Raw genomic sequence first — 14,037 nt, 5'->3', positions numbered from 1 at the left:
TGCGCTCACAGCCAACCACACGGGCGGCCGCATCGGCTGTAATCGTTGTGTCACCAGTCGAACAGGAGGCCCAGACCATGTATTGGCGTTATGACACCCGCGCTGTCGATCCGCGCCACAGCTACGACTACTACTGCGATGGCGTCGGCGACGAGCTGGCCCCCTTTGCGGTCCACGGGCGCAGACCCTTTGTTCCGCCTCCTCTGAGTGCACAGATGTCGGCGATCACGTTCGGTGGCCTCACCATCGATTCGCTCACCTACAGGGCGGCGGGCTTGGCGGTCGAAGCGCGACGCGGTGCCGAACAGATCAGGACGTCCGACCCGGAGTGCTATCAGTTCTGCCTCAGCGTCCACGGAGACCTCCGCAAGGAACAGGAAGACCATCGCGTCGTCTTTCGTCCGCGCGACCTCGTCCTCTACGACCTCTCCCTTCCGCAACGCAGCCAGCATTCGACCACACCGGCCGGGATGAAAGTGATCAAGTTGTCCGTCCCGAAATCGATGGTCCCGGTATCCCCGGACAGGATCCGGCAGCATGTCGGCGCGTTGATCCCCCGACGCATGCCCGGCAAGGACCTCCTCATCCAACTCCTGCTCGAACTCGCCGACAGGGACGATTACGGCGACGAACCCGCGACCGCAGCCGCCTTGCACGAATACACCGTCCAGATGATCGGACAGTTGGTCGACAGCGGCAGGCAGATCAGCCCGACGAGCCTCCGGGATCTACGGATGGCCCTTTTCCGCAGCATCGTCCACCGGCACCATGGCGATCCCGAACTGGATACGGAACGCATCGCCGACGAGGCGAAGGTCTCCAAGCGTCTTCTCCAGAAAACCTGTCAGAGCGCCGGCACCACGCCGATGACGATGGTCAAGCACGTGCGCTTGGACGCCTGCCGCGACAGCCTGCGGAATCCACAAACCAAGACGATGAGGATCCAGGACATCTGTATCCGCCACGGGTACACCAGCCTCGAACTCTTCGCACGGCACTTCAAGATGCACACGGCGGCGACCGCCACTGACTTCCGCCGACAGGCCGATCCACGGTGATCCGCGTTCGACGCGCAGACGTGGACCGGCGGTCCGACCGACGTGGTCGGGCGTCCCGGACGGCGAGCTGATCCGGGACGCCCGACCACGCGAGTTGATCAGAGCGGTAGTGGGCCGCCCGCTATGGAGTCCCGGCAGAGCAGGCAGGCACCGTCCGGGCAGTGAGTGATGTCCGGGCGCTCGACGATGGCTGCTGTCGCGACGGCCAGGGTCGGCCGCAGTGGAAAACTGCGCCATCGCGCAGCCGCGACGGTGGCGACGTGGGCGAGAGGGGCGATCGCCGGCTCTAGCCGAGGGAATCCCTCAGAGCATGATCCGACTTCCACCATCCGGATGTCGCCGGCTGTGTCACGTGCCCAGCGACGGAAGGCGGCTCGACCCGATCGCTGCTCAGCCAGGTGGAGAGCGGTCATCCGGTTGAGGCCGACGCCGGCGAGCAGTACGGCGCCGTCGAGTTCGGCGAGTCTGCGCAGTGGCGCGTACACGTCGTCGGGTGTCTGGGGTCGGATGAGGTGGGCGGCTCGGGGTCCGATGGCGGCGAAGGAGTTCAAGGGGTGATCGCCGCGGATGGCGTCGGCCCGCTTGACGAGTGTGGCGGGCAGGGTTCCGAGCCCCGAGTTGATCAGCCCGCAGCCGACGTCGAAGACCGGGCCGGATTCTGGCGCGAGGGCTTCGGTCGCGTAGTCCAGACCGTTGCGGGCTGGGCGCATGTCGGTGGGGGCCGGCACCCGGAACTGGGGTTCGGTGAAGGCCGGGACCATGACGGTGCAGTTCTGGCGCAGCAGCGTGTCCAGGAGGGTGTCGGCCCCGCCGTCGATCGGCGTCTTCAGCGAACGCAGGGACGCGTGGACGATGAGTGCCCGCCCGGCCAGGTCCAGTTCGTCGATGGCGGCGGCGAGTCGTGTCGAGTGGATCATTTCGGGCCTCCGTCTGTTCAGGCGAGGTGGACGGCGTCGACGATGCGGCCCTGGCGCAGTTCGTCCAAGGCGAACCGGGTTTTGCCAGTGTCCGGATGGTTGCTACCCAGGGTGCGGTCGCGTCGTTCCAGGACGCGGGCGTAGATGGTCTCGGCTTCGGCGAACCGGCCCTGTCGTGCGATCACCCAGGCGAGTTCGTGCCGGTTGAGCAGGACATGCGGGTGGTCGTCCTCCATTTCCCGGCGCAGTTCGAGCAGTTCCCGGAAGAGCACCTCTGCCTGCGCGTAATGGCCGCGCCGGGCTGTGATCCAAACGATCTCGTGCTGCGTCTGCAGGGTCTGCGGGTGTTGTACGCCCAGGACCCGTCGCCGATCGTCCAAGATCTGCTCGAAGTCGGAGAGCGCCTCGTCGAGGCGCCCCTGCGCCGCGATGGCGAACGCGAGCTCGTGGCGGGTTGTCAACGTGCCGGCGGCATCGGATCCGCGGTGGATCAGGCTGTCGTGGAGAAGGTCCCGGTAGTCGCGCTCGGCCTTCGCCCATTTGCCGTCGCAGGTGTCGATCCAGGCGAGCTCGTGCCGGCTGTCGAGGGTGTCGTCGTGGGTCGGCCCGAACTCGCCGAGCCGCCGCTCGAAGACGTCTTGGTAGATGGCCTTGGCTGCGGGAATGTCGCCGGTGTCGGCGACCACCCAGGCGATCAGATGCCGAGCTCGCAGCACTGCCTGGTGGTTCTCTCCCAGCTCTCGGCTGTGATCGATCACGGCCTGGTAGATGGCGACGGCAGCTCCGTTGTCGCCGCTGCGGCCGAAGGCGTGGGCGATCTGGATGGCGGTCTCGGCCAGCAGATGGAGATATGTCGGGTTCAGCTGCCGGGCGGCGAGGACCGCCAGCAGGTGAGGACCCAGCTGCCGGTACAGGGGCCAGTGGTCGGGGATGTCGAAAGGCACGTCCCGCACCGCATCCGCCAGTAGCGCGGCCGCGGTGTGCCAGGCCTGGCCACCCTCCGCCCGGTTGATCTCGGCGAGAAGGGGGTGCAGGGAGATGCCCCTCCGGTCGTTGCGGATCAGACCCACCCGGCCGAGTCCTTCCAGCGCCTCGTCCAGGTCTGGCCCCAGCAGAGAGGCCGGAATGGAGTTCGAGGCGTAGCAGCTCGCCAGTGTCATCAGATCCCTGGCTTCGGGCAGGCCGTGCCGGGCCAGTCCCGTCAGCGAGATCTCTCCGGCGCGGGCCATGACCGTCCCCGCCGCGTTGTCGAGTGCCCGTTCGTAGTCGGCGAACGTGAGCACCTCGGCCACGTCCGAGTCCAGGTATGTCCCGGCGAGGTGGAGCGTGAGCGGCAGACAGTCGAGACGGACGGCCAGGGCGCGTGCGTCACTCTCGGCGCCTGCGGCCGGGGCGAGATCTCTCAGCATCTGGGTGGCATCGGCCAGGTCCAGGCCGCCGAGCGCGACGACACGCGCGTCCGGCCATACACGCGGATCGGTCTGCCTGCTGGTGACGACGACCTGCCCGCGAAGCGACCGGCGCACCCAACGCAGATCCGTCGCCGCGTCGACCGGCGCGCTCGTGGTCGCGAGCAGTTCCGGCTCGTCAGCGTTGTCGAGGATCAGTAGCCACTCGCGGGGTGCTTCCTCAAGCCGCCTCCAGAAGAGATCTGCGGCGTCTGCGGATCCGCTGGTGATCAGGTTCGCTTCGGCCATGGATCCGCCCAGGCTCCGGACGACCTCCGTGATGCCCAGAGCGAATTCGCCGGCACTGGCCGCCGAGATCCAGAACACCATGCGGCCCAGGCCTGGCGCCTGTTCTGCCAGGGCGGCCGCGAGGGTCGATTTGCCCGCCCCTCCCTGGCCGACGAGCACGATAGGCTCGGCTCCGGGGTGGCAGGCCTGCTCGGTCAACTCCTGCAGCAGAGTGCGGCGGCCAAGGACGGTGACACGCTGTCCTCGGGCTGACGAGGCGGGTCGCGTCGGCGAGCCGACGATGTCCACCTCCCGCTCGCCCCATGCTTTGAGGCGGGCCAGACCCTGCTGGTAGTCGGCTGCTTCAGGCGCGGCCGGGTCGGTGGTGACGGCGAGTCGGTATACGTCGGCCAGCGTGAGCCGGTCCTTGTTCGGGTCGGTGTTCATGCGGATTTGTTCCCTTCCTCGCCCTCGTCGTCGTCATTGAGCCAGGGCCGTGGGCCGATGGCATCTTTCAGCTGCTTTCGGGCCTGGAACAAGTGACCGCGGACCGTGCTTTCGGTGATCTCCAGTTCAGCGGCCACCGCCGCGGTCGTCCACCTCTTGAGCAGAACGAGATAGGCGACTGTCTTCCTCACCGGCGGCATTCTGCTGATCTCCTGCTCGCACGCAGCCACGGCCAGCCTGAGCTCGACGATGTATTCGACGGTGTCCGATGGCCTGGCCGACGTGGGGACCTCATCGGAGACGACCTCCCGCTTACGCTGGCGATACATGTCCACGGCCTTGTGCTTCAAGACTGTCCGCAGCCAGGACCCCAGACCTGCCGGGGGATAGCCGCTGATCCTCTCCCATGCGTAGTAGACCTCTATAAAGGTCACATGAACGAGGTCACTCGCCATCGATTGATCGTCGACGATGATCCGTGCGAATCTCCAAAGGTCGGTGTACTCCTTCTCTATGAGAGCCTCGATCTCTTGAAGTTCTTGCATGGTTCTCTGCGGACGGGGCCTCGACTGGACCAACTCGTCTCCCGACGTCGAGTCATGAATGGGTGGGCAGGGGTGGCCGCCGGACTCCGAGGCCTTCGGGGCAAGACGGACCGGTGGGCCGGGGGCGGCAGCGCCGTCTGGAGAGCCGCGGGCCTCAGGTCCAGCGGTGTGCCGAGCATGCCAATGGTCGAGCAGGACCAGCCCCATCGTCAGCGCGACCGCGGCCACGGCGATCTGCCAGTGGGTGGCACCCATGGTCAACACGACGAGCGCAGACCCCAGGGTCAACCTGAGCAGCATAGGAAGACTCATACATAACAAGCGCAGGGTGGGCCGAGAACGTTTGGTCAGCCTCATCGCGCCGCCCATGTCCCGCCGCGGCCTGATCGGGCACCGGCCCGGATCGGATGGGTTTGCACCGCGTCTCAAACACCTACCGCCGCCGCACCGAACGCAGAGTCAAACACCCCTTCGCCGGGGTGGGTCACCTCAGGGACCTGTTTGTCGCTGCTGCTCGTATGCGCCGACACCACGTGCGGGCGGGCGCGCCGCATTCCCGTCCAGTTCGACCTGCTCGGCAGCAGCAAGCTGCGGAGACCGTTGCCGAGCGAGATCTGTTTCATGGCGGTCAATCCCGACGGCAGAGTCCTGCTGACCCGGCCGAAATACATTCCGGGAGAGGTCTACATCATCCGGCTCTGACGCCGCCGCGCCGCGGTCCGTTGGAGAATTCCACCTGCGTTGCTGGGCCGTCGCAGCGGGACGCCGTACTTCTCACCCATTCGGCGACGTGTTGAGCGGTCTGATCTGGCGGGTGTGCAGGACGGTGCTGATGGTGCGTCGCAGCTGCGCGGCAAAGGCCAGGTGCTCGCCGATCGCGTGTTCTCGCCATGAGGGCCTGGCGTCGAGCCGGGCGCGGCGCTGCTCGTCCGTGCAATCCAGGACTGCGAAGTGAACCGGCCCGATCCAGCGCCGCGATGGCAAGCCCACCAGCTGCTCCGGCATCAGCGGCCCCAACAGGACGGTACTGCGGCGTCCCTGCGCGATTCCGTGCGCCACGCTCAGCCAGGCATCCCGGAAGGCGTCCCAGTCGAGCGATCCAGTGGCCTTCATCGGGTCGATCAGCCAATCCACATCGAAGACCACGCAGTCAGGCAGTGCAGCGGCCAGCGGCGCGAAGATCGCGCTCTTTCCGGAACCGGATGCTCCGGTGACGACGTACAGCGGCTCGCGGCGGCCAGGTTCGGTCCAGCCGCAGCGCGAGCAGACCGCGACATCAGCGGTCGGTTCGAGTCCGACCGCAGGTTCACAACGCTGGCAATAGTGCACGCCGTGATTCTCCTCGACCTCATGGCCTCAAGGTGTCCTCGGGGCGTGTCGGCGTTACGGGTGGGCCCCACCTGGATCTTCGCCGTGCCTGCGTGGACCGCGATTCTGCCGCACGGTTTCGCGACAGGCGCTGAGGAAGGGGCGCCCGCGTGTCGTCCATGGCACGTATCAGTGCGGGCTGCCGCCGCGTCGGTGCGAAATCCGCTGTCCGATCGCCGGAGCACAATGGTAGAAACCGGGGTGCGCATAATTCTCACGTTCCCTGATCTGCTGCGGCTGATCGACGAACGGTCGGCCGCCTTCCGCGCTGCGGTCGCGACGGCACCCAGCCTCGACGTTCAGATGCCCACCCATCCGGACCGGACGCTGTTCGATCATGTGCAACACCTCGGCATGGGTCGCCGCAAGACAGCCGCCGTCGTCACCGCCGGGCCCGCGGACGGTCCGCCGGAGGAGTCCGTATGGGCAGGTGGCACGGGTGCGCCTCGGGAGCGCGAGGCTCTTCTGGCCTGGTGGGCCGCGTCCGTCGAGCACCTGGTGAGCGTGCTGCGCGAGGCGGGCCCGGATCGCGGTTGCTGGACGTGGTGGGGGGACTCGCCGTCACCGCAGACCTCCGGAGCCTGGGCGAGGCGTCAGCTCCACGAGATCGCGGTGCACACCTACGACGTCCAGCTCATCGAAGGTGCCCCGCAGCCCATACCGGAGCAGATCGCCCTGGACGGTTTCGACGACTGCCAGTTCACCCTCTGCGCGACGACGGTCGCCTGGCCCCACGAGCCTGCCGTCGTCGACTACCACGCCACCGAGGGCCACTCCTGGCGCCTTCGGCTGTCCCACGACGGCGCACAGGTCGCCCACCTCACCCCCGCTACCGGCGAGGACCCAGCCGACGCGTCCGCCCACGGCTCAGCCAGTGACCTGGTCCTGTTCTTCTACGGCCGTATACCGCTGGAGTCGCTGAAGTTCGAAGGCGACCGTCGTGTCTTCGATCAGCTCGCAGCCTGGGACCCGTCCGTGTGACATACCGACCCCCTCCATCAGCCACGGACTACGGGTGGTTCTCGGCCAGCCGGGGACAGCGCGCGCGCACTGCGACCCCCACGTCGTGGTCGAAGCCCGTCTCACCGACCGGCGGCGCCATCGCCGTATCGGGCGGTCCATGCACACCGGACGGTCGCCGTGCCGCGGCCCTTCGTCCGGTCGTCGCCGCACGGGCAACCGGAACCCGCCGGGCTCTCCTACACTGCGATCGATCTTGACTCGCGTCGAAGGAACCCACATGAAGAACCGTCTCGCCGTGGCGCTGTCGTTCAGTGCGGCCCTGCTCGGCACCACGGCCTGCGACGACCGTACGCCCAGCCCGGTCGCCGCCGCGTCGTCGGCCGGACCGGCCGCCGTCGCCACCGCCACGGTCTCGCCCGGCGCCACCCCGTCACCCACTCCGGTGCCGAGCCCGTCGGCCTCGGCCCGGCCGTCACCCCGCCCCGCCACCACCTCGCCGCGCCCCGCCACCAAGCCCGCCAAGGCCGACCTGAAGACCACCTGCCGTGGCTTCTACGAAGCCGAGAACGCCTACGTCAAGGCCGCCACGTCGGTCGCGCCCTACCGCGTCGACGAGACCTCCAGCCCCGAAGAGATCGCCAACGCGATCACGGTGCTGCGCAGGGCGTTCCAGGCATACCAGAAGGCCTCGACGGCGCTGGCCGGCCGTAGCGCCGACAACCGGCTCAAAGCCGCGCTCACCACCCTGGCCAGGACACGCGGCACCATCATCACCATGCTCGACGCCGCGGGCGGCGACATCGCCAAGGCCCGCGAGGCCCAGTTCCTCGACGCCGGGCTCGCCGCCGAAGACGCCGTCAAAGACCTCTGCACCTACGGCTGACCCCGCCGCGATTCCCGATGAACTTGCCCACATACCGCTGACCCCGCCGCGCCCGCGCCCTAGAGTTCCGCCATGACCGTCGACGACGTCAAGGCGCTGCTGCGCGAGCGCGGCGCGCAGACCATCGACCATCCGGGCGGAACCCTCTACACCCATCTGGTACGCGTACACGACCGTCTCGCCGCGCACGGACTGCCGGAGCCGACCGCCCTCGCGGGCCTGTCCCACGCCGCGTACGGCACCGACGGCTTCGACACCGCGCTACTCACCCTCGACGAACGCGACCTGCTGCGCGCCGCCGCCAGCCCCGCCGCCGAGCAGCTCGTGCACCACTACGCCGCCACACTGCGCAGACACACCTGGCGCGACCTCGCCCGGACCCGGCAACTGCACAACCGCTTCGACGGCACCGTCACCGTCCTGACCGCCGCCGAGCTGCGCCCGCTGGTCGACCTGAGCATCGTCAACGAACTCGACCTGTGCGAGCAGGCCCCCGACGTCGCCGCCCGCTACGGCGACTACTTCCGCACCCTGTTCGCTTCCTGGACCGATCTCGCTTCCCCGCAGGTCACCGCCGACGCCCGTACCGTGCTGAGGTTCTGACAGAAAGAATCTCCGCACCCGGTGCCAACCGCAGCGGCCGCGGTCGTCGTCTACGGGTGTCGACGAGCTGTGCCGGCAGACGGGGAACACCTGCGGTGGACGATGGATTCGACGAGTACGTGCAGGCCGGGCTCGGCCGTTGGTCACGGGTGGCGTACCTGCTGACCGGCGACCACCACGCCGCCGAGGACCTGCTCCAGAACGCGCTGCTCAAACTCGCCCTGAGCTGGCGCAAGGCGCGCATCGACGCCCCTGACGCCTACCTGCGCAAGATCCTCTACCACGAGCACGTGTCCCGCTGGCGGCGCAGCCACCACCTGCGCAACGAACACCTCAGCGAACGCATGCCCGAGCACGGCACCGGCCACGACCTGGCCGCCGACGCCATCCGCCGGATCCTGCTACGCCAGGCGCTGGAGAAACTCACCCGCAAGCAGCGCGCCGTCATCGTGCTGCGCTACTTCGAGGACCTGTCCGAACCCGACGCCGCCGAAGCCCTCGGCGTCTCCATCGGCACCGTCAAGAGCCAGCAGTCCCGGGCCCTGGCCCGGCTGCGCGAAGTCGCCCCCGAACTACACGTGCTGGTCAAGGAGCCGAGGGGGGCCCGCGCATGAGCGACCTGAAGGAACTGCTCGAAGGCCTGTCCGAGCAGGCCCCCCGCTACGACGTGCTCGCCCGCGTCCACGGCCGCAGGCTCGTCCGCCTGCGACAGCGCCGTGTCGCCGGCTACAGCGCCAGCGTGCTCGCGGTCGTCGCCATAGCCCTGACCATGCTCCGGCTACCCTTGCCCGGCGAGTACGAGCCGCAGACCTCGCCGTTCGGCGGCCACTACGACGGCCGCTGCGTCGCCGAGCGCCTCGACGTGCCCGGCAACTTCGCCGGCAGCAAGGTCACCGCCGGCGACCCGTCGGGCCGTCGCCTGGCCGGTCACGCGTACCGCTCCGACGGCCGCACCCACCTGATCACCTGGGACTACGGCATGGCGACGGAGATCGGCCCCATCGGCGGCAACGCCGAGTTCACCGACATCGCCGAAAGCGGCGTCGCGGTCGCCACAGCCACCGCCGACACCCGCACCTCCTGGCTCCACCGGGACGGCGCGAACATCCTGCTCGCCGGTGAGGATGCCGAGGCGCTGGCCGTCAACGACACGGGCACCGTCGCCGGGCAGGTCGCCGGCCGCCCCGCTGTGTGGGACGACCCGAAGACCGAGCCCCGCCCGCTGGCCCTGCCCGCAGGGGCCACCGGCCGGGTCGCCGACATCAGCGCCGACGGCACCGTAGTCGGCACCATCGCCGACAACACCGGCACCCACGCCTATCGATGGCACCCCGACGGCACCGGCGAGGAGCTGAAACTGCCCGAGGACATCGGCGCCGACAAGGTGCTCGAAGTCCGCGTCGGGACAGTCGACGGCAACTGGGTCGTCGGCTCCGTCCGATACACCGACGGCATCCAGGAGACGACACTGCTCGTACGCTGGAACCACGTCACCGGCCAGAAACGATGGACGATCGCCCCCGCCCAACCCGACGCTTTCGGCGGCCAGGGCTGGTCAGCGGGCATCGCACCACCCATCGACACCCCGAACGGCAGCCACGGCGGCCACGCCTTCCTCCAGGACATGGGCGGTCAAGGCGACGTGCTGTCCGACGCCGAAGGAGCCGTCACCGGCCTGAGCACCCCCGAGATCACCGTCACGGCCCTCAGCCGCGACGGCCGCGCCCTCGGCGGCTACCAGACAGTCGTCCGGCCCACCGGCGGCCAGACCACCGCCGCTGTGCGCTGGACCTGCCACTGAGACACCGTGACCGGCCGGGCACAGTCCCGGCCGGTCACGGACGGCCCCGGTGACGCTCCCACTCGTGCGACAGGATCGACATCACCGTCGCATCGACCCATCCGTCACCATCGCGCAACACCTCACGCAGCACACCCTCGGCGACGAAACCCACCTTCTCGTACACCCGGCGCGCCCGCGGATTGAAATCGAACACCTCCAACTCCACCCGATGCAGCCCCAGCCGCTCGAAGGCGTACCCGACGAACAGCCGGATCACCTCCGTGCCCAGCCCACGATCACGCCCAGCCGGCCCGATCAACACCCGGAAGTTGCAACTGCGGGCTCGCTCGCTCCACTCGTTGAGCACCACCTCCCCGACACAGCCGTCCGTGGACCGGTCCACCACGGCCAGGTCCAGCCGATCAGGCTGCGCGTTACGGGTCCCGTACCAGCGGCGCAGGACCTTCTCCCGCTCGTCGTCGTCGGCATCGTCGGCGCTGCTGCCGGTCAGCCGCATCACCTCCGGATCACGCAACGCGGCCCGGATGCCGTCGAGGTCCCCGTCGGCGAACGGGCGCAGCACGACCTTGTCCCCGGTGAGGGTCGGTTTGACGGCGAAGCCGGCACTCTGTCGGTCGATCACCCCGCGATGATGGCGAGCCGCGGCCCGCCGCGCAATCGCTATTCACGCACCCGCCCCCGGCAGAACCTCCCGCACCGCATCCACCGCACCAGATGAGGCATGCTGGAGGGCGAATTTTGCGACTGGCGGCACGAGGATGGGAACGACCATCGGGGAGCGAAGCCGCGGAAGCCGACCGCCTGGGCGACCGCGTGGAGGAGCCGCATGTCCGCGCCCGCTACCGCCCGCCTGCTGCCCGGCAAACCCGTCGCCGACGAGATCCTCGCCGACGTCGCCACCCGCTCCGCCGCCCTGCGCGCCCGCGGCATCACCCCGAGCCTGGCCACCCTGCTCGTCGGCGACGACGACGCCAGCGCCGGCTACATCCGCATCAAGCAGCAGCAGGCCGCCGCGCTGGGCTTCGCGTCCCCGCACGAGCACCTGCCCGCCTCCGCGACGCAGGCCGAGGTACAGCGCGTCATCACCACCTGGAACGACGACCCCGCCGTACACGGCATGCTCGTGCAGTACCCGATCCCCGGCCACCTCGACTACAACGCCGCCCTGCAGTCCATGGACCCGGACAAGGACGTCGACGGCCTGCACCCGGTCAACATGGGCCGCCTCGCCCTGGGCATCCCCGGCCCGCTGCCCTGCACCCCCGCCGGCATCGAAGCACTGCTCGCCTACTACGACATCCCCGTCGCCGGCCGCGAGGTCGTCATCCTGGGCCGCGGCGCGACCCTCGGCCGCCCCCTGGCCATGCTGCTCGCGCAGAAGCGCCCCACCGCCGACGCGGCCGTCACCGTCGTACACACCGGCGTCAAGGACTGGGCCCGCTACACCCGCCGCGCCGACATCCTCATCGCCGCCGCCGGCGTGCCTGGCATCATCCAGCCCGAGCACGTCAAGCCCGGCGCGGTCGTCGTCGGCGGCGGCGTGCGGTACGAAGGCCGCCGCATCCTGCCCGACGTCGACGAGTCCTGTGCCGCCGTCGCCGGGGCGATCACCCCGCGGGTCGGCGGCGTCGGCCCGACCACCGTCGCGATGCTGTTCCGCAACGTCGTCACGGCCGCCGAGCGGGCCAACCCGTGATCGCGGCGGGGGCAGCGGTCGCCACCCTGCACCGGTACCCGGTCAAGTCCCTGCTCGGCGAACAGCTCACCGCCGCTGACGTGACCGCGGCCGGGCTGGCCGGTGACCGCGCCCTCGCCCTGCTCGACACCGCCACCGGCCGGGTCGCCAGCGCCAAACACCCCCGACTCTGGCAGCGCCTGCTCACCCTCACCGCCGCCATCGACCCCCGAGGCGTACGGATCACCGGCCCCGGCGTCGACGTGCACAGCACTGACCCGGCGGCCGCGAAGACCCTGTCGGCGCTGCTCGGCCGGAACGTCGAGCTCACCGGCACCCCGCCCGAACAGGCCCTGCTCGACCGCGCCGACCCTGACGCGGTGCTCCGCGACGGCATAACTGCCACGTTGCCGCTGGTCACCAACACTCTCGGCGGCGCGGCCCCGGGCACGTTCTTCGACTTCGCGCCTGTACACCTGCTCACCACCGCGACCCTGCGCCGCATCACCGCGCTGCACCCCGCGGGTATCGCCGACCTGCGCCGCTACCGGCCCAACATCGTCATCGACACCGCCGACGAGAACGGCTTTCCCGAGGACGACTGGGTCGGCCGCGAACTGCACATCGGCGAGGCCGCGCTGCGCGTCATCGTCGCCACCCCACGGTGCGCGATACCGACCCTCGCCCACGGTGACCTACCCCGCGACCCCGACGCCCTGCGGGTGCTCGCCCGCCACCACCGCATCGTGCCGCTGCCCGCCCTGGGCCCGCAGCCCTGCGCCGGCATCTACGCCCAGGTCCTGCACCCCGCCCGGATCCGGCCCGGCGACCCGGTCCGCGTCGCCTAACGCACGCCGCCCGTCCCCGAAGCCACTTCCGACGACAGCGCACCCCAGCCCGGTGCCGCGCTCCAAGACACCACGACCGTCGAATAGTTCGGTGACGACGCCACAGGCGCCGTCACCGAAGCGGAGAGCTACTGGTCCGGCGTTTCAAGCATCCGGAGTTGTGTTCAACCCCCGTCAGCGCCTTCCGGACCTACCGCAACAGCGGCGACGTTGCCTGCGGCACCCCCCGCCCCACCACTTGGCATACGGCGGATAACGCCGCGCATGCAGCAGACAAAGCCGCATCATTTCCCGGGCCAGCCGCGCCGCGACCACCCGGCTGCCCAGCTCGTCACCGGCCTCCGCGGCCTGGCCCACGAACGGCTCCTCCTGCCCGATCCACGTCCACTGGCACGCCAGCACGAACCACCACACGTCATCGGGGTACCAGCAAGGCGGTCAGCTCACCGACCCCGTCGTGGAACAGCGGTCACCTCTGCACCTGCGTCGCAAGGAAAGCCAGTTCAGCGCCGTCAGCGGCGCCCGCGCGTCGAAGCCCAGCAGCTCCGCGACCACCACCCGATGCGCGACCAGTCCGTCCGTATCGGCCATGACTCGGATCGAAGCATCGGCGCTGGACACCCCCGCCAGTACGGCCCGCAACACGAACCCGCTCAGCCCTGAGCTTCTCTCCTGTGTGGGAAGTTTCGTGAACGCACTTTGCCGTCGTGGCCTGTTTTGTGGTGCTGACCTGTGTGGGTGCTCGCCTGCTTGCTGGACCGTGTTTCTGTCGGCTTGGGCTGAGGTTCCTTGAGTTGGTGTTTTGTTCGTGTTGTTGTGTTTGGGCGTAATGTTGCGACGGTGTGTCCCGTCGTTGTGGTAGGCGTTGCTGTTCGAGGACCCATGAACCGAGTTTCAAGTGCTTCCTGATGGGAGGGGCCATCCTCAATCGATTACTTGATTATGTGTACCGATAATTTAATAATGTGCAACACGGTCAGGACGAGACTATGCAAAGAACTGCTGCAACAGCCGGCTCTGTGTCCGGCCCGAAGGGACGGACACAGAGCCGAAGGAGCGGGTGTCAAGGCAGGGGATAGACGTGAAAGCGAGTAAAGTGGACCACATGAACTACTGACGTCCCGAAGGGACGGTCCCGAAGGGACACAGCAACTGAACAGACTTCGCTTCGCGAGACAGATCCCACGAAGTGGGATCCACCCGCCCGAAGGGCGGGAATCTGAGCGGAGCGAAGAGGGGCGGCGCTGGAC

General features: G+C 68.8%; 15 protein-coding genes, 1 pseudogene and 1 riboswitch. Of the genes and pseudogenes, 9 read left to right on the top strand and 7 right to left on the bottom strand.

Annotated features, from left to right (window positions below; translation table 11 throughout):
• The first annotated feature begins 77 nt into the window (after positions 1-77).
• Positions 78-1,058: a helix-turn-helix transcriptional regulator gene (locus tag HAV40_RS00075; RefSeq protein ID WP_166377708.1), complete on the top strand. Its 981-nt coding sequence runs from the start codon at positions 78-80 to the stop codon at positions 1,056-1,058.
• Between the two features lie 98 nt (positions 1,059-1,156).
• On the opposite strand, the gene HAV40_RS00070 is transcribed toward HAV40_RS00075, so the two are convergent.
• From HAV40_RS00070 to HAV40_RS00060, 3 genes are read right to left on the bottom strand one after another with little or no spacing between them, the layout of a single operon-like run.
• Positions 1,157-1,975, bottom strand: a complete 819-nt coding sequence (locus HAV40_RS00070; RefSeq protein WP_166377706.1) for an AAC(3) family N-acetyltransferase — start codon at positions 1,973-1,975, stop codon at positions 1,157-1,159.
• Positions 1,976-1,992: 17 nt separating this feature from the next.
• Entirely contained in the window at positions 1,993-4,098 is a 2,106-nt protein-coding gene (locus tag HAV40_RS00065) for a tetratricopeptide repeat protein (RefSeq protein WP_166377704.1), read from the bottom strand.
• Positions 4,095-4,943, bottom strand: a complete 849-nt coding sequence (locus tag HAV40_RS00060) for an RNA polymerase sigma factor (RefSeq protein ID WP_166377702.1) — start codon at positions 4,941-4,943, stop codon at positions 4,095-4,097. The genes HAV40_RS00065 and HAV40_RS00060 overlap by 4 nt, the downstream gene beginning before the upstream one ends.
• A 201-nt stretch (positions 4,944-5,144) precedes the next feature.
• Here HAV40_RS00060 and HAV40_RS00055 point away from each other — a divergent pair, with 201 nt between their 5' ends.
• Positions 5,145-5,345 (top strand): hypothetical protein, encoded by a 201-nt coding sequence (locus HAV40_RS00055; RefSeq protein WP_166377700.1) that lies wholly within the window; start codon positions 5,145-5,147, stop codon positions 5,343-5,345.
• 72 nt (positions 5,346-5,417) lie between these two features.
• Here HAV40_RS00055 and HAV40_RS00050 read toward each other — a convergent pair whose 3' ends face one another.
• Positions 5,418-5,972, bottom strand: a complete 555-nt coding sequence (locus HAV40_RS00050) for a hypothetical protein (protein ID WP_166377698.1) — start codon at positions 5,970-5,972, stop codon at positions 5,418-5,420.
• A gap of 168 nt (positions 5,973-6,140) precedes the next feature.
• Positions 6,141-6,350 carry a hypothetical protein gene (locus HAV40_RS38215; RefSeq protein ID WP_240935350.1) on the bottom strand — a complete coding sequence of 70 codons (210 nt, stop codon included), beginning with the start codon at positions 6,348-6,350 and terminating at the stop codon, positions 6,141-6,143.
• On the opposite strand from HAV40_RS38215, the gene HAV40_RS00045 reads away from it, so the two are divergent.
• The 5 genes from HAV40_RS00045 to HAV40_RS00025 all read left to right on the top strand — a co-directional run bounded on the left by HAV40_RS00045 (position 6,249) and on the right by HAV40_RS00025 (position 10,261).
• On the top strand, positions 6,249-6,992 hold the full coding sequence (locus HAV40_RS00045) for a maleylpyruvate isomerase N-terminal domain-containing protein (protein WP_240935348.1): 744 nt from the start codon (positions 6,249-6,251) through the stop codon (positions 6,990-6,992). The genes HAV40_RS38215 and HAV40_RS00045 overlap by 102 nt on opposite strands.
• A gap of 259 nt (positions 6,993-7,251) precedes the next feature.
• The gene (locus HAV40_RS38775) at positions 7,252-7,857 is read left to right on the top strand and encodes a hypothetical protein (protein WP_166377696.1); all 606 of its coding nucleotides are present in this window, start codon (positions 7,252-7,254) and stop codon (positions 7,855-7,857) included.
• A gap of 72 nt (positions 7,858-7,929) precedes the next feature.
• Positions 7,930-8,460, top strand: coding sequence for a DUF6817 domain-containing protein (locus tag HAV40_RS00035; RefSeq protein WP_166377694.1), 531 nt, complete (start codon positions 7,930-7,932; stop codon positions 8,458-8,460).
• Positions 8,461-8,555: 95 nt separating this feature from the next.
• The gene (locus tag HAV40_RS00030; RefSeq protein ID WP_166377692.1) at positions 8,556-9,074 is read left to right on the top strand and encodes a SigE family RNA polymerase sigma factor; all 519 of its coding nucleotides are present in this window, start codon (positions 8,556-8,558) and stop codon (positions 9,072-9,074) included.
• A complete protein-coding gene (locus tag HAV40_RS00025) occupies positions 9,071-10,261 on the top strand; it encodes a hypothetical protein (RefSeq protein ID WP_166377690.1) in 1,191 nt (396 codons plus the stop codon). The genes HAV40_RS00030 and HAV40_RS00025 overlap by 4 nt, the downstream gene beginning before the upstream one ends.
• Before the next feature lie 34 nt (positions 10,262-10,295).
• On the opposite strand, the gene HAV40_RS00020 is transcribed toward HAV40_RS00025, so the two are convergent.
• A complete protein-coding gene (locus tag HAV40_RS00020) occupies positions 10,296-10,826 on the bottom strand; it encodes a GNAT family N-acetyltransferase (RefSeq protein ID WP_239086188.1) in 531 nt (176 codons plus the stop codon).
• 168 nt (positions 10,827-10,994) lie between these two features.
• Positions 10,995-11,078: riboswitch (ZMP/ZTP riboswitch) on the top strand.
• A 12-nt stretch (positions 11,079-11,090) separates the two neighbouring features.
• Between HAV40_RS00020 and HAV40_RS00015 the strand changes: the two genes are divergently transcribed.
• Both HAV40_RS00015 and HAV40_RS00010 read left to right on the top strand, forming a co-directional pair.
• Positions 11,091-11,960, top strand: a complete 870-nt coding sequence (locus HAV40_RS00015) for a bifunctional 5,10-methylenetetrahydrofolate dehydrogenase/5,10-methenyltetrahydrofolate cyclohydrolase (protein WP_166377688.1) — start codon at positions 11,091-11,093, stop codon at positions 11,958-11,960.
• Positions 11,957-12,787 (top strand): MOSC domain-containing protein, encoded by an 831-nt coding sequence (locus HAV40_RS00010; RefSeq protein WP_239086187.1) that lies wholly within the window; start codon positions 11,957-11,959, stop codon positions 12,785-12,787. Before HAV40_RS00015 ends, HAV40_RS00010 begins: the two co-directional genes overlap by 4 nt.
• A 174-nt stretch (positions 12,788-12,961) precedes the next feature.
• Here the strand turns inward: HAV40_RS00010 and HAV40_RS39135 are convergent.
• Positions 12,962-13,204, bottom strand: a pseudogene (locus HAV40_RS39135) (DUF4037 domain-containing protein); the annotation flags it as partial.
• Positions 13,205-14,037: the final 833 nt, after the last annotated feature.

Source organism: Catellatospora methionotrophica, from assembly GCF_011297335.1.
GTDB classification, from domain to species: Bacteria; Actinomycetota; Actinomycetes; order Mycobacteriales; family Micromonosporaceae; genus Catellatospora; species Catellatospora methionotrophica.
This window is presented reverse-complemented; position numbering and strand designations above follow the sequence as displayed.